The organism is Mesorhizobium sp. M0514 (assembly GCF_040321145.1).
Lineage (GTDB): Bacteria > Pseudomonadota > Alphaproteobacteria > Rhizobiales > Rhizobiaceae > Mesorhizobium.
Genome location: NZ_JAMYQZ010000026.1, coordinates 15,473 through 41,133, shown reverse-complemented (window position 1 = coordinate 41,133; position 25,661 = coordinate 15,473). Strand labels below are relative to the sequence as shown.

The 25,661-nt window shown below is 64.8% G+C and carries 23 protein-coding genes; 10 read left to right on the top strand and 13 right to left on the bottom strand.

The annotated features are described in order from the left end of the window. Positions 1 to 124 precede the first annotated feature (124 nt). Genes NKI61_RS13355 through NKI61_RS13345 form a run of 3 tightly spaced genes read right to left on the bottom strand, consistent with a single transcriptional unit; the run spans position 125 to position 3,878 of the window. On the bottom strand, positions 125 to 2,425 hold the full coding sequence (locus NKI61_RS13355) for a xanthine dehydrogenase family protein molybdopterin-binding subunit (RefSeq protein WP_352839749.1): 2,301 nt from the start codon (positions 2,423 to 2,425) through the stop codon (positions 125 to 127). Beyond that, the gene (locus NKI61_RS13350) at positions 2,422 to 3,405 is read right to left on the bottom strand and encodes an FAD binding domain-containing protein (RefSeq protein ID WP_352839748.1); all 984 of its coding nucleotides are present in this window, start codon (positions 3,403 to 3,405) and stop codon (positions 2,422 to 2,424) included. The genes NKI61_RS13355 and NKI61_RS13350 overlap by 4 nt, the downstream gene beginning before the upstream one ends. Then, positions 3,402 to 3,878 carry a (2Fe-2S)-binding protein gene (locus NKI61_RS13345; protein WP_023742406.1) on the bottom strand — a complete coding sequence of 159 codons (477 nt, stop codon included), beginning with the start codon at positions 3,876 to 3,878 and terminating at the stop codon, positions 3,402 to 3,404. The genes NKI61_RS13350 and NKI61_RS13345 overlap by 4 nt, the downstream gene beginning before the upstream one ends. Before the next feature lie 460 nt (positions 3,879 to 4,338). Here NKI61_RS13345 and NKI61_RS13340 point away from each other — a divergent pair, with 460 nt between their 5' ends. Continuing rightward, entirely contained in the window at positions 4,339 to 4,959 is a 621-nt protein-coding gene (locus NKI61_RS13340) for a TetR/AcrR family transcriptional regulator (RefSeq protein WP_352839747.1), read from the top strand. A gap of 49 nt (positions 4,960 to 5,008) precedes the next feature. Here NKI61_RS13340 and NKI61_RS13335 read toward each other — a convergent pair whose 3' ends face one another. From NKI61_RS13335 to NKI61_RS13325, 3 genes are all read right to left on the bottom strand, one after another. Further along, positions 5,009 to 5,299 (bottom strand): hypothetical protein, encoded by a 291-nt coding sequence (locus NKI61_RS13335; RefSeq protein WP_352839745.1) that lies wholly within the window; start codon positions 5,297 to 5,299, stop codon positions 5,009 to 5,011. 14 nt (positions 5,300 to 5,313) lie between these two features. Beyond that, complete coding sequence (locus NKI61_RS13330) at positions 5,314 to 7,863, bottom strand: caspase family protein (RefSeq protein ID WP_352839744.1); 2,550 nt, start codon at positions 7,861 to 7,863, stop codon at positions 5,314 to 5,316. A 233-nt stretch (positions 7,864 to 8,096) separates the two neighbouring features. Continuing rightward, positions 8,097 to 9,332 carry an ROK family protein gene (locus NKI61_RS13325; protein ID WP_352839742.1) on the bottom strand — a complete coding sequence of 412 codons (1,236 nt, stop codon included), beginning with the start codon at positions 9,330 to 9,332 and terminating at the stop codon, positions 8,097 to 8,099. A 166-nt stretch (positions 9,333 to 9,498) separates the two neighbouring features. On the opposite strand from NKI61_RS13325, the gene NKI61_RS13320 reads away from it, so the two are divergent. From NKI61_RS13320 to NKI61_RS13310, 3 genes are all read left to right on the top strand, one after another. Further along, complete coding sequence (locus NKI61_RS13320; protein ID WP_352839740.1) at positions 9,499 to 10,155, top strand: SGNH/GDSL hydrolase family protein; 657 nt, start codon at positions 9,499 to 9,501, stop codon at positions 10,153 to 10,155. 158 nt (positions 10,156 to 10,313) lie between these two features. Next, complete coding sequence (locus NKI61_RS13315) at positions 10,314 to 11,459, top strand: sugar ABC transporter substrate-binding protein (RefSeq protein ID WP_032923983.1); 1,146 nt, start codon at positions 10,314 to 10,316, stop codon at positions 11,457 to 11,459. A gap of 69 nt (positions 11,460 to 11,528) precedes the next feature. Continuing rightward, positions 11,529 to 13,391 carry an ATP-binding cassette domain-containing protein gene (locus NKI61_RS13310; RefSeq protein ID WP_352839739.1) on the top strand — a complete coding sequence of 621 codons (1,863 nt, stop codon included), beginning with the start codon at positions 11,529 to 11,531 and terminating at the stop codon, positions 13,389 to 13,391. Positions 13,392 to 13,409: 18 nt separating this feature from the next. Here the strand turns inward: NKI61_RS13310 and NKI61_RS13305 are convergent, their stop codons facing one another. From NKI61_RS13305 to NKI61_RS13295, 3 genes are all read right to left on the bottom strand, one after another. Beyond that, on the bottom strand, positions 13,410 to 14,414 hold the full coding sequence (locus NKI61_RS13305) for a zinc-dependent alcohol dehydrogenase family protein (protein ID WP_352839738.1): 1,005 nt from the start codon (positions 14,412 to 14,414) through the stop codon (positions 13,410 to 13,412). A gap of 48 nt (positions 14,415 to 14,462) precedes the next feature. After that, positions 14,463 to 14,735: a hypothetical protein gene (locus NKI61_RS13300; protein ID WP_023685488.1), complete on the bottom strand. Its 273-nt coding sequence runs from the start codon at positions 14,733 to 14,735 to the stop codon at positions 14,463 to 14,465. A gap of 86 nt (positions 14,736 to 14,821) precedes the next feature. Then, positions 14,822 to 15,574 carry a DUF899 domain-containing protein gene (locus NKI61_RS13295; protein ID WP_352460496.1) on the bottom strand — a complete coding sequence of 251 codons (753 nt, stop codon included), beginning with the start codon at positions 15,572 to 15,574 and terminating at the stop codon, positions 14,822 to 14,824. A 389-nt stretch (positions 15,575 to 15,963) separates the two neighbouring features. Between NKI61_RS13295 and NKI61_RS13290 the strand changes: the two genes are divergently transcribed. Together NKI61_RS13290 and NKI61_RS13285 are read left to right on the top strand one after the other, a co-directional pair. Further along, positions 15,964 to 17,184: a helix-turn-helix domain-containing protein gene (locus tag NKI61_RS13290; RefSeq protein ID WP_352839737.1), complete on the top strand. Its 1,221-nt coding sequence runs from the start codon at positions 15,964 to 15,966 to the stop codon at positions 17,182 to 17,184. 30 nt (positions 17,185 to 17,214) lie between these two features. After that, a complete protein-coding gene (locus tag NKI61_RS13285) occupies positions 17,215 to 17,847 on the top strand; it encodes a Vgb family protein (RefSeq protein ID WP_023747825.1) in 633 nt (210 codons plus the stop codon). Positions 17,848 to 17,899: 52 nt separating this feature from the next. Here NKI61_RS13285 and NKI61_RS13280 read toward each other — a convergent pair whose 3' ends face one another. After that, positions 17,900 to 18,205 (bottom strand): hypothetical protein, encoded by a 306-nt coding sequence (locus NKI61_RS13280; RefSeq protein WP_023689804.1) that lies wholly within the window; start codon positions 18,203 to 18,205, stop codon positions 17,900 to 17,902. Positions 18,206 to 18,490: 285 nt separating this feature from the next. Between NKI61_RS13280 and NKI61_RS13275 the strand changes: the two genes are divergently transcribed. Beyond that, positions 18,491 to 18,835, top strand: a complete 345-nt coding sequence (locus NKI61_RS13275; protein ID WP_023673886.1) for a PQ-loop domain-containing transporter — start codon at positions 18,491 to 18,493, stop codon at positions 18,833 to 18,835. A 37-nt stretch (positions 18,836 to 18,872) separates the two neighbouring features. Here NKI61_RS13275 and NKI61_RS13270 read toward each other — a convergent pair whose 3' ends face one another. After that, positions 18,873 to 19,604, bottom strand: coding sequence for a DUF2270 domain-containing protein (locus NKI61_RS13270; RefSeq protein ID WP_352839736.1), 732 nt, complete (start codon positions 19,602 to 19,604; stop codon positions 18,873 to 18,875). A gap of 238 nt (positions 19,605 to 19,842) precedes the next feature. On the opposite strand from NKI61_RS13270, the gene NKI61_RS13265 reads away from it, so the two are divergent. Next, the gene (locus NKI61_RS13265) at positions 19,843 to 22,137 is read left to right on the top strand and encodes a cation:proton antiporter domain-containing protein (protein WP_352595819.1); all 2,295 of its coding nucleotides are present in this window, start codon (positions 19,843 to 19,845) and stop codon (positions 22,135 to 22,137) included. Between the two features lie 30 nt (positions 22,138 to 22,167). Here the strand turns inward: NKI61_RS13265 and NKI61_RS13260 are convergent, their stop codons facing one another. Further along, on the bottom strand, positions 22,168 to 23,376 hold the full coding sequence (locus tag NKI61_RS13260; protein WP_023693802.1) for an MFS transporter: 1,209 nt from the start codon (positions 23,374 to 23,376) through the stop codon (positions 22,168 to 22,170). A 255-nt stretch (positions 23,377 to 23,631) separates the two neighbouring features. Between NKI61_RS13260 and NKI61_RS13255 the strand changes: the two genes are divergently transcribed. After that, positions 23,632 to 24,051, top strand: a complete 420-nt coding sequence (locus NKI61_RS13255) for a VOC family protein (protein ID WP_023747821.1) — start codon at positions 23,632 to 23,634, stop codon at positions 24,049 to 24,051. Positions 24,052 to 24,146: 95 nt separating this feature from the next. Here NKI61_RS13255 and NKI61_RS13250 read toward each other — a convergent pair whose 3' ends face one another. Further along, positions 24,147 to 24,734, bottom strand: coding sequence for a dihydrofolate reductase family protein (locus NKI61_RS13250; protein WP_023703096.1), 588 nt, complete (start codon positions 24,732 to 24,734; stop codon positions 24,147 to 24,149). 132 nt (positions 24,735 to 24,866) lie between these two features. On the opposite strand from NKI61_RS13250, the gene NKI61_RS13245 reads away from it, so the two are divergent. Next, positions 24,867 to 25,283: a winged helix-turn-helix transcriptional regulator gene (locus NKI61_RS13245; RefSeq protein WP_023703095.1), complete on the top strand. Its 417-nt coding sequence runs from the start codon at positions 24,867 to 24,869 to the stop codon at positions 25,281 to 25,283. Positions 25,284 to 25,661 lie beyond the last annotated feature (378 nt).

The window sequence follows — 25,661 nt, the reverse complement described above, 5'->3', positions numbered from 1 at the left end:
GGGGCGGTCCGACCGGGCTCGACCTACTGCGGCGGAAGGAGGTTGGCGCTCTACGAGAGGCGACCCCCTCTGTCGCCTTCGGCGACATCTCCCCCTCAAGGGGGGAGATTACGCACGCCGCTTCCTAGATCAACTTCTCCAGCGTGATCGGCAAGTCCCGCACTCTTTTTCCCGTCGCATGGAACACCGCATTGGCGATCGCCGGCGCTACGCCGACGATGGCCAGTTCGCCGACACCCTTGCCGCCGAGCACAGAGGAGTGCAGGTCGGGAATGCCGACCGAGATGACCTCGATATCGGGGATGTCGGCATTGGTCGGCACCAGATAGTCGCCGAGATTGTTGTTGACGATGCGGCCATGCCTGCGGTCGACAATGCCTTCTTCGAGCAGCGCCTGGCCGATGCCCATGATGATGCCGCCCTTCCACTGGCTCTCGGCGAGTTTCGGGTTGTAGAGCCGGCCGGAATCCAGCGCCGATACCACGCGCGACACGCGCACCGTGCCGAAATCCTCGTCGACGCGCACCTCGATGAAATGCGCGCACCAGGAGTGGCGCGAATAGTCGCCCTCGGTGTGCGGCAGTGCCGCCGCGATGGTGGTGTAGTTCTTGTAGCGATCGGCGGCCGTCGAGTTCGCCGGCATGGTGTCGCCTGTGGCCTCGATGCGGTCGCGGCCGACGCTGGCCAGCAGGTCGGCGATCGAGACATCGGGACCATCGCCGCGCGGCGACCTGATGCGGCCATTGGCGACGACCAGCGTGTTGGCCTGCAGCGCGTGGAAGGGCGAGCGCGGATCGCTGATCGCCAGCCCGACAAGCTGGTCGAGCGCCGATGTCGCCGCCTTGTAGACCGCGCCCGTCATCACGCCGGCCAGCCGCGACCCGCCGGCGACGCCGGCGCGGGGATACCGGGAATCACCGAGCTTCACCACGACATGGTCGGCCGCCACGCCTACCGTTTCGGCCGCTGTCTGCGCCAGGATCGTGTAGGTGCCCTGGCCCATGTCGATCGAGGAGCTTTCGACCTCGACCGAGCCGTTGGCAAGGATACGCACGATGGCCTCGCCGTAAGCGCGCCGTACCGGATAGGTGCCGGCGGCGACGCCCCAGCCGATCAGCTGGTTGCCGTCGCGCATCGAACGCGGTTTGGGCGTGCGCTGGGCCCAGCCGAAGCGTTCGGCGCCAGCCGCGAAACCCTCGCGCAACTGCCGCGTCGACCAAGCCTTTTTTGCGTGCGGATCCTGCTCGGCGTAATTCCTCAGCCGGATCTCCAGCGGATCGATGCCGACCTCGTAGGCGAGCTCGTCAATGGCGCTTTCGATGCCGAAGGCGCTAGGGTTTTCGCCCGGCGCGCGCATCGCGCCAGGCACCACCGAATTCACCCGCACGACATTCTGCTTCGAGGAGAAGTTGGGCGTCGCATACATGATCGAGGTGACCACGCCCAAAGGCTCGACCCACATGCCGTCGATCGACGTTTCATTGACGCCGCGATGCACGATCGACTGGATCTTTCCGTCACGGTCGGCGCCGATCGTCACCGTCTGGCGGGTCGCGGCGCGGCCGCCATAGCCGGTAAAAGTCTGCGGCCGCGTCATCACGACCCGCACCGGACGTCCCAGCATCTTGGCTGCGGCAGCAGCCACCGCGCCATGGCCGAGCGCCAGCGCCTTGGAGCCGAAGCCGCCGCCAATATAGGGCGAGACCAGGCGCACATTCTCGAACGGCACGCCGAACCATTCGGCATAGGTGCGGGCCATGCCGTCGAGCCACTGGCTCGGTTCCCACACGGTGAGCTTGTCGCCCTCCCAGCGGGCGATGAGGCCATGCGGCTCCATCGGCGCCTGGTATTCGCGCGGCGTGTTATAGGCGCCGCAGACGCGCACCGGGGCAGCGGCGAAAGCGGCCTGCGCATCGCCCCATTCCTTGGTCATGGCGGCGATCGGAATGCCGTCGCCCGCCTTGGCGTCGCTGAGGTCGACGATGGCCGGCGTCTCGTCATAGCTGACCTTGACCAGGGCTGCGGCCGCAACGGCCTGCTCGAAGGTCTCCGCGATGACCGCGGCGACATGCTGGCCCGAAAAGGTGATATCGCGCGCCAGCGGGCAGTAGGGCTTGTCCGGCGGCGGTGTGCCGAACCAGTCCGATGCAGTCTTCAGCGGCATGATGGTGTCCGGCGTCAGCACCTTGAGCACACCAGGTGCCGCCTCGGCGGCTGACGTGTCGATCGAGCGCACCTTGCCTGACGCGATCGTGCTTTCGACCAGGACGCCGTAGGTTAGCCCGTCGAGCTGCTGCTCGACGGCATATTTTGCCGCACCGGTAATCTTGGCCGGGCCGTCGACGCGCGACAGCCGCCCGCCAACCTGATCGGCAGTGCCGTCCGAAGCGTCGCCGTGCCGTGTCCTCGGGTCGTGAATGGTCATGACATGGCTCCCGTCTTGAGGATGGCGCGGGCAACGACGCGCGGCGCCAGTTCGATCTTGTAGTGGTTGGCGCCGTGGTCGATGGCACCTTCTACGGCGAGCCGGCTGGCGGCCCGCACCGTGTCTTCGCTGAGCACCTTGCCCTTCAGCGCCGCCTCCACGGCCCGCGCCCGCCACGGCTTCGTCGCGACGCCGCCCAGCGCGACGCGCAGGTCGCGAATGGTGCGGCCATCGGCTTCGAAGTCGATGCCGACTGCGGCACTTGCAGCCGCGAACTCATACGACTGCCGGTCGCGGATCTTGAGATAGGTCGAACGCCGGGCCGTGCCGGAAGCCGGTATGCTGATGGCGGTGATCATCTCGCCCGGTTGGATGGCATGTTCCCTGTCGGGCGTGGCGCCGGGCAGGAGAAAGAAGTCGTCGACGGCAACCTGGCGTTCGCCAAGATGAACCACGGCGTCGAAGGCGACCAGCGCGGTGGCGAGGTCACCGGGATACATGGCGATGCAGGCGTCGCTGGTGCCGAGCACGGCATGGCCGCGGGTGACGCCGCCGATCGCCGAGCAGCCGCTGCCGGGCGAGCGCTTGTTGCAGGCGGAAAAATTCGCGGGATCGCGGAAATAGGGGCAGCGCGTGCGCTGCATCAGATTGCCGCCGATGGTCGCCATGTTGCGCAGTTGCGCGGAAGCCGCCTGCCACAGCGCTTCGGAGACCGCGGGAAAGCGGCTCTTGATCTCGGCATGGTCGGCGACGAGGCTCATCTTGGCCAGCGCGCCGATCATGGCACTGTCAGCGTCGACCTTGATGGCGTCGAGCCCTTTGAGATGGGTGACGTCGACAAGGCTGTCGGGTTCGGCAACGCCGCATTTGGCGAGATCGACCAGCGTCGTGCCGCCGGCAAGCAGCATGGCGCCGGGCAGGGCGGCAGCTTGGCGTGCGGCATCGAGTGTATCGGCGCGAATGTACGAAAAATCCCTCATGACGCGACCTCCAGTGCCGCCTGGCGCACGGCGGCAACGATGTGCGGATAGGCGCCGCAGCGGCAGAGATTGCCTGCCATGTATTCGCGGATTTCGTCATCCGAGCCGGCATGGCCCTCGCGGATGCAGGCCACCGCCGACATGATCTGTCCGGGCGTGCAGTAACCGCACTGGAAAGCATCCTGGTCGAGGAAAGCAGCCTGAACCGCGTTAAGCGTGCCGTCGTCGCCGGCCAATCCTTCGATGGTGGTGATCTCGCGGCCTTCGGCTTGTGCTGCAAGCGTCAGGCAGGCCAGCACGCGCTGTCCCTCGACATGCACCGTGCAGGCGCCGCACTGGCCCTGGTCGCAACCCTTCTTGGTGCCGGTCAGGTCGAGGCGATCACGCAAGGCGTCAAGCAGCGTGACGCGCGGCTCGACCTGCAGTTCATGGTCGTGCCCGTTGATGGTGAGGTGGATGGTCTGGCTGGTCATGGGCGTCTGGCTCCAGTTGCTTGACGCTAGGGGATTGAAATGGCGTCCGAGTGGGAGAGGAAAAGGGAAGAGACGACGGTGCGCCTAATCTCGCCCCTTGTGGGGGAGATGCCCAGCAGGGCAGAGGGGGGCGCGAAGGAATGCGACGTTCCCGATTTACATCCATCGAAATAGACCTTTTCCAAGCGGGTGTTGGTCAGGCCTTGATAGGCTGGCGGGACAGCGCCCCCCTCTGTCCTGCCGGGCATCTCCCCCACGAGGGGGGAGATTGGCAGCTCTGCCGCCCCGACTCTCCAGCGGACAGGGGATGCTTCAGTCTTCACAATCTCAACACGTGACATACCGGCTCCCCTGATTATATGATAAGGCTGCTCCACTAAAACGGAGGCGCCTCCGTTTATCCAGTTGGGGGCTTACCCCTCCGGGTTCAAGCCCCCATATATCGACAGTGGAGAAAAAATTGACCGACCAGTCGCAAGCAATTGCCGACGAGAAGCGCGAAGCCGCAGCGCCAAGGCCGCTGCGCGCCGATGCGCAGCGCAACCGCGACCGGCTGGTCGAGGTCGCGGCAGCGGCCTTTGCCGAGCACGGCGTCGATGCCTCGCTGGAGGAGATCGCGCGCCAGGCGGGCGTCGGTATCGGCACGCTCTACCGGCATTTTCCAACCCGCGAGCATCTGGTCGAAGTGGTCTATCGGCGTGAAGTCGAGGCGCTCTGCGCGGCTGCCGATGACCTCGCCAGCCACCATTCGGCCGATGTGGCGCTGGAGCAATGGATGCAGCGCTTCGTCGACTACATCGCCACCAAGCGCGGCCTGGCGGCCAGCCTGCGCATCCTGTTCAACACGAATTCCGCCGTGTTCTCCGACATGTCGGGCCGGGTGTCGCTGGCCTTGCGGCAACTGGTCGAGGCGGCAGTGGCCGAAGGATCGATCCGCAGCGACGTCGACGCCTCGGATGTGCTGCATGCACTCGGCGGAATCTACTCGGCCCCCGACACCAAGGACTGGCGCGACCGCTCGCGCCGTCTGGTGTCGCTGCTGATGGATGGGCTGCGATTTGGGGCTGCCAAGGCGAAGTGACGGGAGTCATCTCAATTTCAGGAAACCAGCTTTTCGCTCCGGCCCATTGTCATCCCCAACCGCCGCCGCCTCCTCCGCCGCTGCCGCCGAGAGAAGGAATCACGGGCGGCTTTTGCGGGGTCTCTTCCGCCGGCTTGATCACTTTGCCGGTGGTCGCCTTCTTGAATCTGACCACCTTTGGCTGAGGTGCTACGCGAACCACCTTGTGATGTTTCACCGGCGGTGCCGGCTCAAACATCGGCGACACCGAGGTGCAGCCCATGAGCCCGGCCAGAACGCCGGATAGAATTATCCCGATGAATGCCTGCCCGAATGTCTGCTTGAATGCCTTGCCCACCATGGCCTCCTTATTGTTCAGAACAAATCCCGACGCGGATTGGCTTCTTCCCAGACCCCCCGGGCCGCATTGACCAGTTGCGTGTCCAGCGAACCGGATGGGGGGATCTTCGACTTGAGCTCCTGACGCAGGGCGTCCAAAGCTGCCGTTTTCGGCTTGGTGCCGAACTGCGCCAGGCCCTTTTTGGCGTCCGGCAGCTCCTTGCGCAGATCGAGCGCGACGGCGAATGCCAGGAAGCGCACCGCGACAGCCTGATCGGCCTTGTCGCCTTTCGCCATTTCGAGCGCCGCGCGATCATAGGCGCTCGACGGATCGCCGCGCGTGGTCGCCAGTTCGAACAGCCTTTGCGCTTCCGCCGGGTCCTGGCGCACACCGGCGCCATCCCTGTACATGCGGGCGAGGCTGCCCGGAGCGTAGGGCTGGCCAAGATCGGTGGCCTGCTGGAACAGCGCCTGCGCCGTCTTCGGATCCTTGTCGATGCCCTGGCCGGCGAGGTAATTGCGGCCGAGCAGGTTCATCGAATACATGTCTTGGCGCTGCACCCCCGCTTGCAGGAAGGCGACGGCGCGGGCCGGATCGGCAGGCACGCCATTGCGGCCCTCGGTGAAGATGGCGGCAAGATCGTTCATGGCATAGGTGTGCCCCATGGCCGCCGCCTTGAGCAGCAGGTCGAGGCCCTTGGCCGTATCGCGGTTGACGCCATAGCCATTGAACAGCGCGCGTCCCCACGAGGTCATACCATAGGGATCGCCCTTGTCGGCGGCAGCCTTGTAGAGAGCGTTGGCCTGGGTGCGGTCTATGGCCGTTCCGGTTCCAGTTGCGTTGAGATAGCCGAGTTCGAAGACGGCGCGCACATGGCCTTTCTTAGCGGCCTCCTCGATGGCTGTCCTGGCCTCTCTAACCTGGCCTGCCGCAAGCAGGGCGCGGCCGAGCTCGTAGCGGAAGCGGGCGACATCGGGATAGGTTTTCACCGCGGCCTCGCAGACCGCCACCGCACCGGCGCCGATCTCGTTCGGCAGCAGGCCGGGCACCACACCTTGCAGGTCGAGAGGCTCGCCGGCGGCGGTATCGCAAGCATCGACCGTCGGCGACAGTTTCATCGTCGCGGGCTTAGCCGAGCTGCTGTCGGCACGGATTTCGAAGCCGACCTCGACGGGCGCGCCGGCGCCGATCTGCGGCTCGTAACGGAGATGGTCGACTTCACCGGCCAGAAGGCTGGATTGCGGCGACAAGGTTCGATCAGGCAACGACAGCGTTCCCGTTGCCGGATACCCCGAGACCTTCAGGCTGACTGCCGGATCGTCGGTGGGGAAATCCAGATTGAGCGCGACCGGGCCGACGCCGACGGGAACATCAAATTTGCGGTTCTCGATCGCTTCGGCAGCGCCGGTGATGTGGATGCCGCGATCCAGCACCTGCTGCTTCTGCTCGGCCTCGAGCGAAGCCATGATCTGCTGACCCGCCGCACCTTCGCCGCTCTTGACGCGGAACACGAGTATGCCCTGGCTCCCGCCGCCCCAATTGTCATGCGTGGCATAGGCCAGCATATCCACCTCGTCCTGCGTGGCGGCCCCTTTGGGGACATCCATCTGCAGGCGCGGCAGGTCCTTGCCGGCAATCGGTTCGCCCACCGCGACGTCTTTGCCGTCCAGCACCAGACGGCCCATTGCCGGCGGACGTTCGATGCTGACGCTGATAGCGCCGCCATCGACATCGACCGGCTCCGGCAGGCCGAGAGCGACAGGACCGACCCCCGACAGCACCACCTTCTCCAGCACTGGCGGCAGCGAAGGCCGATTGTTGCGGCGCACCAGCACCACGTCGTCGATCAGCGAGGAATTTTCCCATGGCACCTGCATGCCGTTGGTGGCCTGCACGACATCGCGGCGCACCGCCGACATGACCGTTCGGATCTCCTGGTTCGGCGCCAGCGCGCGCCGCGAAAAGGCCGATGAAAACGGGCTGAGGTCGCCGCTGCCGTCATAGGCGACCGCGCCTGGTTCGGTGGCGAAGGCAATCAGCGTGTTGAGCGAGCTTCGCACCTGCGCCAGCCCGGTATTGCCGGCGGTGACAAGCTGGTCGCGCAGCCAGTAATTGTTGCGCGGGAAGGGGTTGTTGCGGCAGGCATCGAGGATGATCACCTGGATCTTCGACTTCGAGCGCAGCTGCTCCAGCACGTCGTTGAGCTTGATGGCCTGGACCTCGATATCGGCCGCCTTCTTCAACGAGGCGTCGACCGGTATCAGGAAATTCTCGCCGCCGATCTGAAAGCCGTGCCCGGAATAGTAGACGACGGCGAGATCGGCGCCGTCGGCGGCGGCCAGATAGTCCCGGAACTGGCCTTCGAACTGCTGTTTGGTGAGATTCTCGGCGACGAAAACCTCGAAGCCCGCCAGCCGGAACGTGGCCGATACGTCCTGGGCATCCTTGGCCGGGTTCTTCAGCGCCGGGATGTCGCGATAATCGGAATTGCCGATGACGAGCGCGACCCTTCGATCGGCGCAGGCCTCAAAGCTTGTGAGGCCGGCAAGGATGAAGGCCGCGATGAATCCGCAAAGTCGGAGCATGACAAAACTCCTGGTCGCGGCCTGACGCCGACGAGAACACCGCTTGCGGCATCAAGGTCCGTTGAGAGTATGCAACCTGCCACAGCATAAAGTGAAAGGCCCGTCACCGCCAGACCATGGCAGGCGATTTCTTTCGGCGTCGACCGACCGCAGGGTGCAAGTAGCACGCGCTTCACGAGCAGGTATGTGACAAGTCTCACAGTTCGAAATGCCTGGTGCCGGCGGCTGCGCGCCTATTCCTTGAAGAGCAATTCCTTGTCGTTCGAATATTTCACCAGCAACGGAATGCTGGCGCCGCCGATAACGGGGCCGAGATGGCCAAACGTCCCCTCGATGATGGAGAACGGCTCGGGGCGATCGACAAGGATCCGTGCCAGCTTTCTGCGCATGGCCTTGGCGATCTCCTTGCGCACGCCATTCGGTATGGCGCCATCGATCACCACATTGTCGATGTCGAGCAAGGCAACGGCACTGCGGGCGGCATAGGCAAGCCCGTCCGAAACCTCATCGATCCACGCGGTGAGCGGCTCTCCAAGGTCTCCCCAATCGTCGGGCGACGACCAGATGCGGCCGGCATCCTTGTCCCCATTGTCCTGGTCGTTGAGCTTGCCGGCCAGCGAATGCAGCGAAGCGACGCGCAGCAACGGGGTCATCCGGTCGCCCTTGCGCCCCGGCGCGGGCACCGGCATGTCGCCCAGCGCCCCGGCCAGCTTGTTGCGGCCGGGGAACAAGTGATGATCGAGCACCAGGCCGCCGCCGATGAAGTGCCCGACATAGGCATAGAGAAAGTCGGCGCGCGATCCGCCGGCGCCAAACATCAGTTCGGCCGCGGCCGACACCGTGGCGTCGTTGTAGAGGAACACCGGCCAGTCGAACGCCCGGTCCAGTTCGGCGCGAATGTCGATTTCCCTCCAGGCATCCAGCCTGCTCGCCGGCACCGCGCCCTCTTCGCTCAGGTTCCACTGATGGAATGGCGAGGCGATGCCAAGACCCGCGATGCGGTCTTGCTCTATCGATCTGTGCTTGCGGCACATGCGCGCGATGGCGCCCTTGGCGAATTTCATCACCTCGACGGGCGTCGGATAGTCGAACAGTGTGCGTTCGAACGCCATCACGTCGCCGACGAAATTGACCAGGGCGACATCGGCGCTGCGATGGTCGACCTTGAGGCCGAAGGCGTACGCGGCTTTCGGGTTCAACGCATAGGGAACCGAGGGTTGCCCCAGCCGTCCGCGCAAAGGCTCCAGGCGCAGCAGCAGCTTGTTGTCGGCGGCGCGGTTGACGATGGTGGTGATGGTTTGCGCGGCCAGCCCGGTCAGCCGCGTCAAATCGGTCTTGGCCAGCTGGCCGTGCCGGCGGATCAGCGAGACGATCAGGCGTTCGTTGTAGACGCGGCTCTCGGCCTGCGTGGTTCCGCCGCTGCGGCCCTCGGCGATCTTTTCGAGACTGAAGAAGCTGGTGCCGGTCACGCTTTCCCCTGCGCAAGGAGGTTGGCCGCAAGGCGAGCCGATCAAAGCGCTGACGTAGCAATGCGGGCACGGCAAGGCAACACTTAAATCCACCCGATGGAAAAATGTAGTTGACGCCGGCCGGCCTGCTGTCGTTCAAAGTATGCAAGCCTGGAGGAGCAATGCCGTGACGCAGACCCGGACCATCATGTGCTTTGGCGATTCCAATACCTATGGCGCCATTCCCACCCTGGCCCGCGTCGGACGGCGCCGCTTCACGCCCGACCGGCGCTGGCCGGGCATCATGCGCCGCCAGCTCGGCAGCGGATGGGATGTGATCGAAGAAGGGCAGGGCGGGCGCACCACCGTGCACGACGATCCGATCGAAGGTCTCCACAAGAACGGGCTCAAATCGCTCCCGGTGTGCCTGGAAACGCATATGCCGCTCGACCTCGTCATCCTGATGCTCGGCACCAACGATCTCAAGCATAGGTTCTCGGTAACGCCGAATGACGTCGCTGATTCTATTGAGATTTTGGCCAGAATTGTCCTGCGCAGCGAAGCTGGCCCCGCGGGCGTGGCGCCCGCGGTCCTGATAGTAGCGCCGCCGCCGATGCTGGAGGTCGACTGGTTCGGCCAGATGTTTCTGGGCGGCGCCGCAAAGTCGATGCACTTTGCCGGCCTGTTCCGCGATGCGGCCCGGCGCGCCGGCGCTGCGTTCTTCAACGCCGGCGACGTCGTCGAATCGAGCGCGGTAGACGGCATTCACCTCGACAGCGACGCGCATCGCGTGCTCGGCACGGAATTGGCCAAAGCCGTCCAGTCGCTGATCGGCAAGGCGTGATCGCGTGGGCGAGTCACCCGGCTATCTCTGATTAATTAATTCCACTGGAAAAAGTTTTGACTTGCAAGCAGGAAGGTGGGTATCTGGGGAGACTGGGAAGAGTAGCGACCGCGAGGCTTGCGATGCGCGGCAACAATCAACGACAGGGAGGAAGTAAAATGCGATCTGACAGGAATATGATGCTGGCGACGCTGCTCGGCGTTGCCGGTGTGCTCGCGGGCGGTACCATTCTGGCAAGCGCGCAGGACGGCCCGGCCGGGCTCACCAAGCCGGCGGTATTTGCGCCGTTCGATCCGAAGGCGCCGGCCTGCAGCCCACCGCCCGGCCTGAACAAGGTGCTGGCCTTCGCGCAGGATAACGAGCGTGAATTCATGCAGGGCGTCGACCGCGGGCTGGCCGCCGCCGCCAAGGATCGCGGCCTGGAATACCGGCGCGCGCTTGCCAACAATGACGCCGCCAAGGGCGTCGAGCAGGTGCAATTGTTTCTCGCCTCCAAGATCGGCGGTCTGGTGGCGGCGCCCGTGGACCCGGCCTCCATGAGCCGCAGCCTGCAGGAGCTTATCTGGTCAGGCGCCTATGTCGGCACCATCGTGCCGCCGCCGGCCACCTCGCTGCTCAACGCGCCGCAATATGAGACCGGCAAGGTGCTGGCCGAAGCGGCCGCGGCCTACATAAAGGACAAGCTCGGTGGCAAGGCCAATGTCGTCATCCTGTCGCATGACAGCATGGAATTCCTGGCGCCGCGCTTTGCCGCCATGCGCGACATCTTCAAGGCTATGCCAGGCGTCACCATCGTCGCCGACATCTCACCCAATCCCGTCAACAAGGAAGGCGGCTTTGCCACGATGAGCACCATTCTCCAGGCCCATCCCGACGTCGATGTCGTGCTCGGCGCCGACACCGTCGTGCTCGGCGCGCTGGCTGCCCTGGAAGCGGCGGGCAAGGCGCGGCCGGACCAGTTCCTTGGCGGCATCGACGGCGAACCGGAGGCAGTCGCCGCGATCAAGAAAGGCGGCGGTCCCTACAAGGCAAGCATCAGCCTGGCGTCGCCGGTCTTCGCTTATGCCATGGGCCAGCACGCCGCCGACTGGCTGGAGGGCAAGAGCATCCCGCAGGCGATGGATATCCTCCCGGTGGCGCTGACCAGCGACTACATGGCCCAGTACGAGGCCGACGTGGCCGATCCGGCCGCGGTCTACAAGGACCCGAAGCGCCGCGACATCTATCTCAGGATGTACGGCAACATCTGCTACGATACGCGCGACCAGTATGTGAATTTCCCCTGGTCGTCCGAGGCAAAGTAGCGCCCGTTTTTCCCGCGAAACGGGCGGGTTCAGCCTGACCTGAAACCGCCCGCTTCAGCAGAGGCAAGCATGAGCACAGACAGCCTTCGAACGGGGACGACGCCGCTGCAAACGGGCCGGTTTTCATCCTTGCTGCCGGGCGTCAAGGCGCCGGGCGAAGCGTCTGGCCGCATCGGGCTGGCGCTGGTCGCGCTGGGCTTGATCGTCGCCTTCTCGCTGTTGAACAAATCGTTCTTCAGCCTCGACAATTTCGTCGTCATCGGCGTCAACTCGACTTCGATCCTGATTGCCGTGCTCGGCACCTCCGCGCTGCTGATCGCCGGCTATGTCGACCTCTCCATCGGCAGCATGGTCGCCTTGATCGGCATCATCACTGCCAAGGTTGCAGTGGCGACGCAGAGCGCGCTGCTGGCGATCTGCGTCGGCCTGGGTCTCGGCCTTTTGCTCGGTCTGCTCAACGGTCTGCTGGTGCGCAGGCTGAGCATCTCGCCGCTGATCGTCACGTTGGCGATGCTGGCGCTCTATGGCGGCCTTGCCTTCGTCGTCTCCAGCACCGCGGTCTATGGTTTTCCCGAGGCTCTGCTCGAATTGGGGCGGGGCAAGATCTTCGGCATCCAGTACACCGTGATCATCGCCGCCTCTGTCTTTGTCGCCGGAGCCTTTGTCCTGACCAGCACGATCACCGGCTTGAGGCTTTACGCCATAGGCGGAGATCCGCGCGCGGCCGAACTCTGCGGCATTCCTGTGGGACGCACGGTGGTTAGCCTCTACGCGGCCAATGGCTTGCTGATCGGCCTGGTCTCGGTTCTGATCGCCGGTCGTCTCGGCAGCATCACGCCGACCATCGGCGTTCGCTTCGAGCTCGACGTGCTCACCGCTGCAATTCTCGGCGGCGTTGCGTTTTCCGGCGGCTCCGGCAGGCCGCTCGGCATCGCCATCGGTGTTGCCACCATCGGCATCCTAAATGCAGGATTGATCTTCGTCGGCCTGCAATCATGGTGGCAATCCATTTCGGTGGGAAGCATGCTGTTGCTGGCGTTGGTGGCCGACCAGGCTGCGATCGGTTTTCGCGGCCGGCGCGCTCGGGCCGCCGCGACCAACTTCACGGTGGCGGACAATGGTGCCGTCGCCTCGGCCGGCCCTGCCGTGACGGCGGGCAATGCAGAAGCCCCGCAAGGTCCGGCATTCTCGATTGCCGGCGCCCGCAAATCCTACGGCGCGCTGACGGCATTGGAAGAGGCGAGTTTCACGGTCGGCAAAGGCGAGATCGTCTGTCTGCTCGGCGACAATGGCGCCGGCAAGTCGACGCTGGTGAAGATTATTTCGGGCGCCATCCAGCCCGATGCCGGCGCGATGACCCTCGAGGGCCAGCCGATTTCCTTCAGGAGCCCGCAGGATGCACGCGGCGCCGGCCTGGAGACCGTCTATCAGGATTTGGCGCTCTGCCCGAACCTCAGCGTCGCCCACAACATGATCCTCGGGCGTGAGGAAACGCGGCGTTGGCTCGGTGTCTTCCCGGTTCGCGACGACCGAAAGGCCGCCGAGCAGTGTCGTGCCCGGCTTGCCGCGCTGGGCGTCACGCTTCGCGACGAAAACGTTCTGGTGCGCTCGCTGTCGGGCGGCCAGCGGCAGTCCATCGCCATTGCCCGCGCGCTTGCCGATCACGTCAAGCTGATTTGCCTCGACGAGCCCACCGCCGCGCTTGGCGTCAAGCAGACCGCGCAGGTCGTCAAACTGATCCGTTCGATCGCCGTCAGCGGCACCGGCGTCATCCTGGTCACGCACGACCTGTCGACGGTCAGGGCGCTGGCCGACAGGATCGTGGTGCTCAGCCTCGGCCGGGTGGCCTACGACGGCTCGGCCAGACAGCTGACGGCCGATCAACTCTGGGGCCTGATGGCAAGCGGGACGCTGGCGCCGGCCGCTGGGTAGGAATGCCGATCGCAGGGTCTAAAGCTCGAGGCAGATCTTGCCGAAATGCCTTTGCGCTTCGTAATGCCTGAAGGCGGCGGCGATATCCTGCAGTGGAAAGCTGCTGTCGATGACGGGCTTCAGGCGGTTGACCTCTATGGCACGGATCATGTCCTGCTGGTCGGCTTTGCTGCCGATGGAAATTCCGCTGATGCGGATCTGGTTCGAAAACAGCGCCGGGATCGAAACTTCTGCAGCAAAGCCGGTCAGGACGCCGATGAGTGCGATATGCCCGCCTGTCCGGCAGGCCGCTATCGACTGCGCCAGCGTCGCCGGTCCGCCGACCTCGATCACATGATCGACGCCGCGTCCGTCCGTCAGTTCCCTGGCCCTGCCGCCCCACTGCGGCACCGCCTTGTAGTTGATGACGCTGTCGGCCCCGAGCCGTCTGAGCTTCTCCAGCTTCTCTTCATCGGACGAGGTGGCGATGACCCTTGCGCCGGCGGCCTTGGCAAATTGCAGCGCAAACAATGACACGCTGCCGGTGCCAAGGATCAGCACCGTGTCGCCGGGCTTTACCTTGCCGCATGTCACCAGGCCGCGCCAGGCCGTGACGCCCGTGCAGGTCAGCGTTGCCGCCTCGAGATGCGTATAGCCCGCCGGCGCCCTGGTGAAGGCGTGCGCCGGCATGCACACATACTCGCTGGCGAAGCCGTCGAAACTGTCTCCGGGAATGCCGCGGCTTGTATCGGATCTCATGTCGCCGGCCAGCCACCAGGGGTAGAAAACACTGACGACGCTGTCGCCCGGCTTGAACGTGTCGACGCCGTCGCCGATGGCGATCACCTCGCCGGCGCCATCCGACAGCGGCACGCGGCCGTCGGCGAGCGGCTCCTTGCCTTGTACGGCGAAATCGTCGCGCATATTCAGCGCGCAGGCGCGAATCCTGACCAGCATTTCTCCCGGCCCAGGCCGGGGCTGATCCTCCTCGACCAGGTCGAGCTTGTCCAACCCGCCCGGCGCTCTCAGCCTGACCAGCTTCATAGTCTCTCTCCGACGTAAAGAGCGTTTCCATGGCGGCGGCGGTCCAGCCTATCGCCGGACCGGCCGGCCGGAAATCACGCGCAGCCAAGGCGCCAGATGGACGGCGCTCATCAAGAGATACATCAGCGGCATGCCGGTGAGCGGGGAGGCATCGGCCCCCAGGCACGACATGACGCCGTCGCCAGCGTGAATGCAGGTAAGCAGCGCCATCACGGCGAAAACAGGGGCCGCGGCGAGGCACAGCCAGTCGGCGGTGCGGAGAGAAACTGCATCGGAGCGTTGAGGGACCTCACTGCCGGTGCCTGTGCCGATATCGCTCATGGTCGTAATCCCTTGATGATCAATGCCCGGGTTTCCTGTCCCGTGAGGGACAGGAAACCAAGCTGGATGGGCGCCGCTCCAGGTCCTTACTTGCCGTCCTTGTTGCGGAACGCGGCTTCGCCGGCCGCCGACACTTCCTCCCACGTCTTGTCGGGTGCGGCGTCGTAATTGTCGTGCCAGTTCCACCAGCTGTAGAGCTCGGTCTGCGGATAGCCTTCGGGCGAATCCTCCCAGATTTCCTGGCGGCCGAGCGGCGTTGCGTCGAGGTAGCTCCAGACCGTGCCCATCTGCTCGTCGCCGCGGTTGTTGATGAAGTAGGTGCGATACACTTTCTTGCCGTCCTGGATGAACACGTTGTGGCCGTGCCATTCGTCGACGCCGAAATCCTTGTCGAAACTGTCGGTGATTGTGTACCAGGGCATCTCCCAACCCATCCGCCGCTTCAAGCTGACAATGTCGGCCTGCGGCGCGCGCGAGGCATAGGCAAGCGTGGTGTTGCGGGCGTTGAGATGGGCGAGATGGCCGACCTGGTCGGCGCCGAGCGAACAGCCGCGGCAGGCATGTTCGGGCCAGCCGTGGACGCCGGGTTCGTAGAAGGCGCGGTAGACGATCAACTGCCGCCGGCCCTCGAACAAATCGAGCAGGCTCGCTTTGCCGTTGGGACCTTCAAACACATAGGCCTTGTCTACTTCCATCCATGGCATGCGCCGGCGCTCGGCCGACAGCGCGTCCCTGGCGCGCATCGTTGCCTTTTCCTTCACCAGCATCTTTTCGCGCTCGGCTTCCCATTCCTGCCTTGAAACGACCGGTGGGGTCTTCATTGCCACGTGCTTGGTCATTGCTTGTTTCCTTTGCCAGTTGTTGAGCCGTTGTGGCTTGTCGTTGCCTGTTGATCGTGAGGCAGGCTAGGGCCGCGAGGCGGCGAGGGCGGAGTTACAAATGTGACGGCATTTGCAGGCGGGCCACCGCAGCAGGGGTGGCGAGGCCGCACGGTGGGCTCGAAGTCCTCGGAAGCAGGCATGGTCGGTTTTTCCTTATTGAGAAGCTTAACACGACTGTCTGAGATGCTCAGGCTAGCGAATGCGAATATTGCCGTCAACGCAGGCCTGGGCGTCTTCAGCCAGTCCAGATGGCTAGGTCGCCGTCCGCGGCTTGCTGCTTGGCGGTGGTGACTTAAGTTAGGGCCGGTAAGGGGAGCGGTGGGAGTTACAAATGTGACGGGATTTGCATGGACTCGCTGATCACCGCGGCAGGGCTGGCGCTGGCGGCGGGCAACCCGCTCGCAGCACTCGACCGCGTCGCCTTGCGCGAGGATGCCCCGGCGCTGGCGTTGCGCGGCATTGCCATGGCGCAGCTCGGCGATTTCCATCGCGCCAAAGTACTGTTGCGTAGGGCCGGCCGTGCCTTCGGTCCAAAGGAGGCGGTGGCGCGCGCCAGATGCGTTGTCGCCGAAGCCGAGATCGCGCTTGTTTCGCGTGATCTCGGCTGGCCATCCAAGGCGCTCGACGCGGCGCGGTCGACATTGGAAAAGCATGGCGACCGGCTGAACGCGGCGCATGCCGGGCATCTCAAGGTGCGCCGCCTGCTTCTGATCGGCCGCCTCGACGAGGCTGAAGACGTGCTGGTTGGGCTCGATCCGTCGCCGCTTCCGCCGGCCTCACGCGCTGCGCATGAACTCGCGGTTGCCGGCATCGCCATGCGGCGCCTGAAGACGAAGGCCGCGCGCGCAGCCCTTGAGTGGGCGCGCTATGCCGCCCGCCGGGCCGGCATTCCGGGTCTTATGGCGGAGGTCGACAGCGCCTTCCTGGCACTGGAGACGCCGGCGGCGCGGCTGATCGCAGGCGGCGAGGAGCGCCCGCTGCTGCTCAAGGAGGTCGAGGCACTGCAGGCGTCGCCGGCCTTGGTCGTCGATACGTTCCGCTATATCGTGCACAAGCAGGAAACAACGATATCCCTGGCAACGCGCCCGGTGCTGTTTGCGCTGGCGCGCGCGCTTGCCGAAGCCTGGCCGGCGGATGTGCCGAGGGCGACGCTGATTGCCCGCGCCTTTGGCGGCCGGCATGCCGATGAATCGCATCGCGCCAGGCTGCGGGTCGAGATCGGCCGCCTGCGCGCCGAATTGCGCCCGCTGGCCGGCATCGGCGCGACCAGCCAGGGCTTTGCGCTGGCGCCGCGCGAAGCAGGCTCCGTGGCGGTGCTGGCGCGGCCGATCGAGGAGCGGCACGCCGCGCTGCTGGCCTTCCTGGCCGATGGTGAATCCTGGGCCAGCTCGGCGTTGGCGCTGGCGCTGGGCGCTGGACAGCGCAGCGTACAGCGGGCGCTCGAGCAGTTGGCCGAGACCGGCAAAGTGCAGTCCTTCGGCCAGGGCCGGGCGCGGCGCTGGATGACGCCACCGGTCGCTGGTTTCACGACCACCTTGTTACTCCCGTCGCCGCTGCCGAACGGCTAGGAAAGGGTGACCATGATCGAGGACCAGGACATGAAACATTCAGCAGCGGAAATCCTGCGCGAATACGGGCCCTTTCCTGATGTCGACACCGTGCACGGCGTGAGCTTCGACGGACAGAATGTCTGGTTTGCGACGGGCGAGCGGCTGACCGCCTTCGATCCGGCAAGCGGTGAGACGCTGCGCTCGATCGATGTCGCCGCCCATGCCGGCACCGCCTATAACGGCCGGCATCTGTTTCAGCTCGCCGGGGACCGCATCCAGAAGATCGACCCGGATACCGGCAAGGTGCTCTCCACCATCCCGGCGCCCGGCGGCGGCCGCGATTCCGGCATGACCTGGGCCGAGGGCACGCTCTGGGTGGGGCAGAACCGGGAGCGCAAGATCCACCAGATCGATCCCGAGACCGGGAAAATCCTGCGGACCATCGACTCAAACCGCTTCGTCACCGGAGTGACCTGGGTCGATGGCGAGCTCTGGCACGGCACCTGGGAAGGCGACCAGAGCGATGTCCGGCGCGTCGATCCGCAAAGCGGAAAGGTGCTGGAACGGCTCGACATGCCGGCAGGGGTGGGCGTTTCCGGGCTCGAATCCGACGGCGGCGACCGCTTCTTTTGCGGCAGCGGCCCCGGCGGCATGGTGCGATCGGTGCGCCGGCCGAAGTAAGGCCGTCAAGTATTAGGCCGGCAGCGTATTTCCTACGATCATCCCGCCGAGATCATATCCCGGAGCCGTCGAGCAGCGGGACGTCTTCGCCTTGCCACGGACTTGGCATTGAAGCCCGGCTCAGATTGGCCGTCGGCAGCGGCATCCAGCATTTCAACTCCGGTTCGGGGTATTCGATCACCCGTCCTGGCGACGAATCGGAAGAGCGCCAGCCCTCCGTGCCGAACTGGTCGGCGCGCGACCAGTAAGCGAGGTCGACCTCGGCCGGCCCCTGTTCCGATGGCCTGACCGTGACCAGGATGCGGCTGCCGTCCTTGGGCGCGCTCGCCATGTGCCGCCAGCGATCGGGTTCGTCCATTCTCATGTCCTCCTGCACGTTGCAGGGATAGTCGCCGCGCTCTTGGCAGCGGTCAACCCGAACTTTGCCCAAGCACGAGATCTGTTTAGTACTCCCGCGCCGTCGGCCGAAACAGGATCTGGTTCATGTCGACCTCGTCGGGCTGGCTCACGGCGAACGGCCCACATGGCGAAAGAATCCGAGTGCCGGGCCGCAACAGGAAAATCGAAGCCGGCATGTGAACGGGCTCACATGCCGCCACTGCAAGGAACGCTATGGGACGTCCGGCCATGACAGGGGTTTCGGATGACACTTGCTGATCTGTCTTTTTATCTTTTCACTATTTTCAATGGCTTGCGCGTGGTGTCCTACCTGCCGCAGATCGTGCGGGTGGCCCGGGACAGGCACGGGGCGTCGGCGATTTCCTACGCGACCTGGCTGTTGTGGACAGGCGCCAACGCCACGACGGGACTCTACGCCCACATCAATCTGAACGATCCCGCTCTGGCGGCGATCAACTGGCTGAACGCCGTATGCTGCGTGCTGGTCATCGCGCTCACCGCCTACAAGCGCCATCGCGCACGGCTTCCAGTTGAGGAAGCCGCAAGCCGGTCGGAAGCGACCGCTCTGATGGTCGACAATGTCTGCTGAAGATCACCGCGGCAGATTGCGCTTTTCGAGGCCGCTCTCAGACATGCACGGTGCCATGCGAAAGCTCGCCATCGTCGCTTGAGATGAGGAAAGCGGCTGCGAGCAGGCCGACATAGAACAGCCCGACCATGCACGCGACATAGATGCCTGGAACCGGGCCGAGCTGCGCCATGCGCGCGGCGTCGAGAAATGACGCGCCCAAGCCTATCGGCGACCCTTCGCGCTGCAGACTGGGCGTCGTGATCTTCAGCACCCACGCCAGCATCAGGATCGTGTACATGAAAATGTAGTTGCGGCGCAGCCGGCGCACCAACGCCGCGCGTTGCGAGATCAGGAAGCGCGGCGAACGCAGGCCTTCGCCGACGATGGCCAGCCAGTTGGAGGCGTAGTCGGGCTGCGGCGAGAAGATCTGCGCGAAATAATAGCGCTCGAACTGGCGCACCCTGGCCCGGTAGACGTCGAAGAAACGATAGCGCCGCGCCTCGATCCATAGCAGCAGCGTGGTCAGCAGCATGGCAAAGAGCAGCACCCCGTGATGGGCGCTGGGCGTCGAGAGTGAGACTGAGAGCATGGCGGCGACGACAGTAATCGCCCAGTTGCTGGTACGGTCCAGCCGGTCGCGCCAGCCGGCCATGCGGGCGATTTCGGCGCGGTGGAAATGCGACATGGTGGCCACGAATTCCGATGAGGTGAGCTTCAGCGCGAACGCATCAGACGCCCGCGGCGCTGCAGCCGCTTCGTCGGTTTTCACGGTCTTGACCTGGGACATCCCTTGCCATGCGCCTCCCAACGCCATGGCCGGCCGAAACGACGCCGGTCATCCCCATCTGCGCAACGCGCAATCGGTTGAAAATGTTCCGTCGCCGGCCCGGGTCTCGGCGGTTTATCCGCAGTCAGATAGGCCTGTTATGCGATTCAGGTAATGAGTAACCTGCGGCGCGCCAAGGGAGCGTGGCGTGCAACCGATCTCGCCCGCAAACGTTATACCGGGCACGATGAGGGGGTGCATGTCCTTCGTGGTCAACCGGCGCCGGCCGGTCGCGCTTGCCGCGGCAGCTTTCGCATTCATCCCGGCCGCATCGTTGGCAGCCGAAAAGACCGGCATGTCCAGCGAGGGCATTTTCGTTCTCGAAATCCTCCTTCTGCTTCTCGTCGGCCGCGGCATCGGCGAATTGCTGGAGCGTCTCGGCCAGCCGGCGGTGATGGGTCAGCTCATCGGCGGCATCCTGCTCGGGCCATCGCTGCTCGGCTGGCTATTGCCGGAAGCAGAACGCGTGATCTTTTCAGGCGACGCCACCCAAAAGAGCATGATCAGCGCCATCGCCCAGCTCGGCGTGTTGATGCTTCTGTTGCTCACCGGGATGGAGACGGATCTGCGGCTGGTGCGCAGGGTCGGCCGTGCGTGCTTTTCCATCTCCGCCGCGGGCGTCGCCGTGCCTTTCGCGCTCGGCTTCACCGCCGCACAGTTCATGCCGGCCTCGCTGCTGGCCGACGGAACCGAGCGCATTGTCGCCGGTCTCTTCCTCGGCACGGCGCTGTCGATCTCCTCGGTCAAGATCGTCGCCATGGTGGTGCGCGAGATGAACTTCATGCGCCGCGATCTCGGTCAGATCATCGTCTCGTCGGCCATCATTGAGGACACGATCGGCTGGGTGATCATCGCCATCACCATCGGCATCGCCACCAAGGGGCGCATCGAGCTCGGCAGCCTTGCCTTCACCATTGTCGGCGTCGCCGCCTTCATGGGGTTTTCCTTCACGATTGGCCGCCGCATCGTCTTCGACGCCATCCGCTGGACCAACGATACGTTCCGCAGCGAATACGCCGTCGTCACCGTCATTCTCGCCATCATGGGCGCAATGGCGCTGATCACCGATCTGATCGGCGTCCACACCGTGCTCGGCGCCTTCGTCGCCGGCATACTGGTTGGGGAATCGCCGATCCTGTCGCGTCATATCGAAGGGCAATTGCGCGGCGTCATCATGGCGCTGTTCATGCCGGTTTTCTTCGGCGTCGCCGGCCTTTCGGCGGATCTCACCGTGCTTGTTGACCACGAGCTTGCGCTACTCACGGCCGCTTTGGTGCTGATCGCCAGCTTCGGCAAATTCGCCGGCGCCTTCATCGGCGCCGAGCTTGCCGGCTTGAGCCGCAAGGAAGGCATCGCCGTCGGTTGCGGCATGAACGCGCGCGGCTCGACCGAAGTCATCGTCGCCTCTATTGGCCTGTCGATCGGCGTTCTGTCGCACAATCTTTTCACCATGATCGTGACCATGGCCGTCATCACCACGCTCGCCATGCCGCCGACCTTGCGTTGGGCACTCGGCCGCTTGCCGATGGGCGAGACCGAGAAGAAGCGTCTGGAGCGCGAGGAGATCGACCAACGCGGCTTCATCGCCAATCTGGAACGACTGCTGGTGGTGACCGATGAGGGCGTTGTCGGCCGCTTTGCTGCTTACCTCGCAGGAGTCGTGGGCGCCGGCAGGCCGACGACGGTGCTGCATGCCCGAGGCGAGGGGGAGGAGGCCGAGCCCGGCACGGATGCGAAGCTCGAGCCGATCGAAAAGGGTGCCGAGGACAGCCGCGAGGCCGCCAGGAGTTCGGACGAGGAGCTGGCCCGCGCGGCGCCTGTCACGCGGCGCCACGAGGCCGAGCTTTCGGCCGAAACGGTTGCCAAGGAGGCGCGCAAAGGCTATGGGCTGCTGCTGATCGGGCTCGGCCGCGCGGTCACGTCGAAAGGTGGGTTTGCCCGCCGCATCAACGAGATCGCCGGCGCCTTCGAGGGCCCGCTATGCCTGGTGCTGAAGGCGACCGGCGCCGGCCGCCAGATGCCAAGGCTAGGACCTGAAGGCGGGAAGATTCTGGTTCCGGTCAACGGCACCGCGATCGCCCGCCGGGGTGCAGAAATGGCGCTGGCGATTGCAGCGGTCACGGGTGCGCGGGTCAAGATACTTTATGTCGCGCGCGTCGGCCGCGACGAACCGCGCGACACTGTCTCGCATCGCCGCAGGGAGGCGGTGCTGAAGGATACCGTCGCACTAGCCGACCGCTATGGCGTCGAGATCGAGACGGCCATCCGCAGCCGGGCCGCCGCCGCCGATGCCATTGCCCGCCAGGCCGGCAGGGGGGCGGCGCTGATCGTCATCGGCGTGGCACGGCGCCCTGGCGAGGAACTCTTCTTCGGCGAGACGACCACCGGCGTGCTGCAGCGCTGCCAATGCCCGGTGGTGCTGATCTCGGACGCCAGGCTCAGCCGCGACGACGAGGGCAGAGAAGAGCTGCGCTCGGGAACGGGGACAGGGTGATGAGTATTTCCCCTCGAGGGGAAATTTCGCTCATGCCGCCTGCAGCCTCTCTCGGCCGGGCTGCGGCGGGAAGGCGATGGCGATGCCGGCAGCACCGAGGCCGATCAGCGCCGAGCCGATGAACAGCCAGGAATAGCTGGCATAGGCGTCGAAGATCATGCCGCCGGCGAGCGGGCCGAACGACATGCCGAGGCTGGACAACAGGGTCGCGGCGCCAAGTATCGTGCCGATGATGCGTGGCCCGAAATAGTCGCGCGCCAGAACCGCATAGAGCGGCATGACGCCGCCATATGTGGCGCCGAAGATGATCGCCAGGAGATAGAACTGCTCGAGATTGCCGACGGCGAGATAGGCGGCGATCACCACCGCCTGGATGGCGAGGCCCACGATCAGCACCGGCTTGGCGCCCAACCTGTCGCCGAGCACGCCGTAGAGCACGCGCCCGCCAAGGCCGGCAAGGCCCTCGACGCTGTAGATCGACACGGCTGCCATCGGCGCCACGCCGCACGACATGGCATAGCTCACCATGTGGAAGATCGGCCCCGAATGCGCCGCGCAACAGGCGAAGAAGGTCATGCCCAGCACCAGGAATTGCGGCGAGCGCAGCGCCTGGCCGACTGACATGCCGGGGGCCGCGGCAGGCGCGGGCGCGCTGCCATCCGCTGCCGCGACCGCCGCCGACGGCTGGCGCACCAGGAAGACGGCCGGCAGCAACAGCACCCAGGCCATGATCCCGATGTCGAACATGGCGGTACGCCAGTCATAGGCCGTGATCAGCCAGCGCGCGAAGGGCGAAATGGTCATCGGCGCCACGCCCATGCCGGCCGAGACCAGCGACACGGCCAGGCTGCGATGGGTCTCGAACCAGGCGGTGGTCAGCGCGATCATCGGCGCGAAGAAGGCGCTGGCCGCCAGCCCGACGATGACGCCATAGCTCAGCTGGAAGACCAGCAGCGATTGGGCTCGGCTCGCCACCACCAGCGACAGGCCGAGCAGCACCGCGCCGGCAAAAACCACCGGGCGGGCGCCGACACGGTCATAGATGGCGCCCCAGGCGAAACCGCCTGCACCCATCACCAAGAAATTCAGCGTCATGGCGCTGGAAATGCCGGTTCGCGACCAGTTGGTGTCGAGCGCCATCGGCTCGAGAAAGATCGCCAGCGAAAACATCGCGCCGAGCGCCACACAGGTCATCAGCGCGCCGCACGCGACGATCACCCAACGGTAGGAATTGTTCATGCTCTTCTCCCGAGATCGGTTTCGATGCGGCGCCACTCGCTCCAGCTCCGTTGCGCCGCTTGCGTCCGAAGGACGTTGGCGGGATTTCGAATCCGACAATCCGGTTGCATTTTTTATCCGGTCTGCGTGGAAGTCCATCCGGATATGACAAAAGCAGGGTGTAAGGCTGCCAAGCGCGCCGACAAGATAGACTGCCGAATTGACGAGCCGCTCCGCGGCACTAGCTTTGTGGTCTCGCGACGGGAGAGATCGCTCATGGAACTGCATCGCGGCCGCCTCATCGACCACGTCCAGCTGGTGGTCAGGGACCTCGAGGCGAGCCGGCGCTTCTATGAAGCCGTCTTCAAGGTGCTCGGCATTCCGATCGGCGGCGAGGCCGAGGACTATTTCTGGGCCGACGAACTGTTCATCTCAAGCCTCGACAGCCGGGCGGCGAGAGGACAACTGACCGGGCGCCATCATCTGGCCTTCCAGGCCAGCGACAACGCCATGGTCGATGCCTTCTACAGGGCCGGCCTCAATGCCGGCGGGGCCGACAATGGCGCGCCGGGTGAGCGGCCCTACCACCCCGGCTACTACGCCGCCTTCCTGCTCGACCCCGACGGCAACAACATCGAGGCGGTGTTTCACGGGCCGGCAAAGCGAAGTGCCGCTTCGGTCGAGATCAATTTCTAGCGCAGGTTCACGAGGAGCGGGTTGCGGTGATCCGTCCGGAGTTCTCGCAAAAACAAAGAGTTGAAGCGGTCCACGGATTCAATCGCTGAACTGCTTCACATTGCCGGCGCGTAGCGGTTCACCACCATTCCGCAGGCATAGGCTTTAGAGCCGAGCAGGCGCAATTTCCGGAAGCCACCACGGTCGAAAATCCGCTCGCCGTCGCCCAGCGCGGCCGGATTGATGAACAGCTGGAACTCATCGACCAGTCCCGCTGCAATCAGCGCCGAGGCAAAGCCGGCGCCGCCGAATACCGCCATGTCGCCTTCACCTTCAGCTTTCAGCGCCTTGACCTCGCGCGGCAGGTTGCCGCTGGCAACCGTCGTGCGCTCCCACCGCGATGCCGCGAGCTTGTCGCTCAGCACCACCTTGCGCGCCTCGACGATGCGCTGCGCAAAGGCGTAGAAGGGATCGCGCGGATAGTTTTTTGCCGCATTGCCCCAATGGGTTAGATAGCCTTCTTCGGCCATCTTGCGGCTGAGCAGAATGGTGTCGATGCCGGCGAACACCGCGTTGAAATCCTGCTTCAAGTCGTCGTCCCACGGGCAGTTGGCGCCCCATTCCCAGAGCTGCCAGTGCTCATCGCCGGCCGCGCCGACAAAACCGTCGACCGATATCTGTATCTGCAGGATCAGTTTTCTCATCGTCGTTCTCCTGAGCTCTGGTGTCACCAGCGCCAGGTCAGGCGGCGTTGGTTATTGCTTTACTTTCGGAACCATTGACATGAGTGAAAAATGATGTCAATAGTAAAGTGATTTAAAAATGGAAGCATTTAAATGTCGACCAGGGAAAGATCCGGCTGTCCCATCAGCCTATCGCTCGAATTGCTCGGTGACCGCTGGACGCTGCTGATCATCCGCGACATGATTTTCGCCGGAAAAAGGCACTTCCGGGAGTTTCTGCTATCAGGCGAAGGCATCTCGTCGCGCACCCTGGCCGAGCGGCTGCAGACCTTGCAGGATGAGGGCATCGTCACCAGAAGCGACGACCCCACGCACAAGCTCAAGGCGATCTACAAGCTGACGGAGGCGGGCATCGACCTGTTGCCGGTGCTGGCGACGCTCGGCGCCTGGGGCAGCAAATACCGCAACGCCGATGACAAGCTGGCAAGGATCGCCGATGAACTGGCGAGGGGCGGCGAGGCAGCGCTCGAGCAGATAAAGAAGAAGCTGCGCGCCGAGCATGTCGGCTAGGGAGGAACGCCTCCCTTCGCGCTGGTGGCGGGCTAGATCGACACGACGTCGCGCAGCCTCACCCTTCCCATCCCGCAAATCGCTGTGGCCGGAGCCATGTCTGCTTCGGATTGCCATCGCCCGAACCACGGCCTCTTCCAGCCAGCGCGCGGTGGCGGGGGCGGCATGCATGCCGATTGGGCCATGCGCCATGCACGTAGAGCTCTTCGGTCGCGGTGCGGCCGGCGACAGGCAGCCCGTCCGACAGCATGGGGCGATTGCCGGGATAGACATTCGTCACCGGGGGTGAGCCGAGACCGGACAGGATGCGCAGCGTGCGCGCCGCGATGCGAAGGCGTCTCGGCGCTAGCGCGCCGATCCACCTTCTCCAACAAGGGG

Excerpts from the sequence above, each read along its gene's own strand:
- NKI61_RS13295 (WP_352460496.1), bottom strand. The coding sequence starts at position 15,574 with ATGACCAAGCACGTGGCAATGAAGACCCCACCGGTCGTTTCAAGGCAG.
- NKI61_RS13305 (WP_352839738.1), bottom strand. The coding sequence starts at position 14,414 with ATGAAGCTGGTCAGGCTGAGAGCGCCGGGCGGGTTGGACAAGCTCGAC.
- NKI61_RS13250 (WP_023703096.1), bottom strand. The coding sequence starts at position 24,734 with ATGAGAAAACTGATCCTGCAGATACAGATATCGGTCGACGGTTTTGTC.
- NKI61_RS13270 (WP_352839736.1), bottom strand. The coding sequence starts at position 19,604 with ATGTCCCAGGTCAAGACCGTGAAAACCGACGAAGCGGCTGCAGCGCCG.
- NKI61_RS13275 (WP_023673886.1), top strand. The coding sequence starts at position 18,491 with ATGACACTTGCTGATCTGTCTTTTTATCTTTTCACTATTTTCAATGGC.
- NKI61_RS13300 (WP_023685488.1), bottom strand. The coding sequence starts at position 14,735 with ATGAGCGATATCGGCACAGGCACCGGCAGTGAGGTCCCTCAACGCTCC.
- NKI61_RS13310 (WP_352839739.1), top strand. The coding sequence starts at position 11,529 with ATGAGCACAGACAGCCTTCGAACGGGGACGACGCCGCTGCAAACGGGC.
- NKI61_RS13285 (WP_023747825.1), top strand. The coding sequence starts at position 17,215 with ATGAAACATTCAGCAGCGGAAATCCTGCGCGAATACGGGCCCTTTCCT.
- NKI61_RS13330 (WP_352839744.1), bottom strand. The coding sequence starts at position 7,863 with ATGCTCCGACTTTGCGGATTCATCGCGGCCTTCATCCTTGCCGGCCTC.
- NKI61_RS13280 (WP_023689804.1), bottom strand. The coding sequence starts at position 18,205 with ATGGACGAACCCGATCGCTGGCGGCACATGGCGAGCGCGCCCAAGGAC.
- NKI61_RS13260 (WP_023693802.1), bottom strand. The coding sequence starts at position 23,376 with ATGAACAATTCCTACCGTTGGGTGATCGTCGCGTGCGGCGCGCTGATG.
- NKI61_RS13335 (WP_352839745.1), bottom strand. The coding sequence starts at position 5,299 with ATGGTGGGCAAGGCATTCAAGCAGACATTCGGGCAGGCATTCATCGGG.
- NKI61_RS13350 (WP_352839748.1), bottom strand. The coding sequence starts at position 3,405 with ATGAGGGATTTTTCGTACATTCGCGCCGATACACTCGATGCCGCACGC.
- NKI61_RS13355 (WP_352839749.1), bottom strand. The coding sequence starts at position 2,425 with ATGACCATTCACGACCCGAGGACACGGCACGGCGACGCTTCGGACGGC.
- NKI61_RS13345 (WP_023742406.1), bottom strand. The coding sequence starts at position 3,878 with ATGACCAGCCAGACCATCCACCTCACCATCAACGGGCACGACCATGAA.
- NKI61_RS13255 (WP_023747821.1), top strand. The coding sequence starts at position 23,632 with ATGGAACTGCATCGCGGCCGCCTCATCGACCACGTCCAGCTGGTGGTC.
- NKI61_RS13290 (WP_352839737.1), top strand. The coding sequence starts at position 15,964 with ATGGACTCGCTGATCACCGCGGCAGGGCTGGCGCTGGCGGCGGGCAAC.
- NKI61_RS13265 (WP_352595819.1), top strand. The coding sequence starts at position 19,843 with ATGTCCTTCGTGGTCAACCGGCGCCGGCCGGTCGCGCTTGCCGCGGCA.
- NKI61_RS13245 (WP_023703095.1), top strand. The coding sequence starts at position 24,867 with ATGTCGACCAGGGAAAGATCCGGCTGTCCCATCAGCCTATCGCTCGAA.
- NKI61_RS13315 (WP_032923983.1), top strand. The coding sequence starts at position 10,314 with ATGCGATCTGACAGGAATATGATGCTGGCGACGCTGCTCGGCGTTGCC.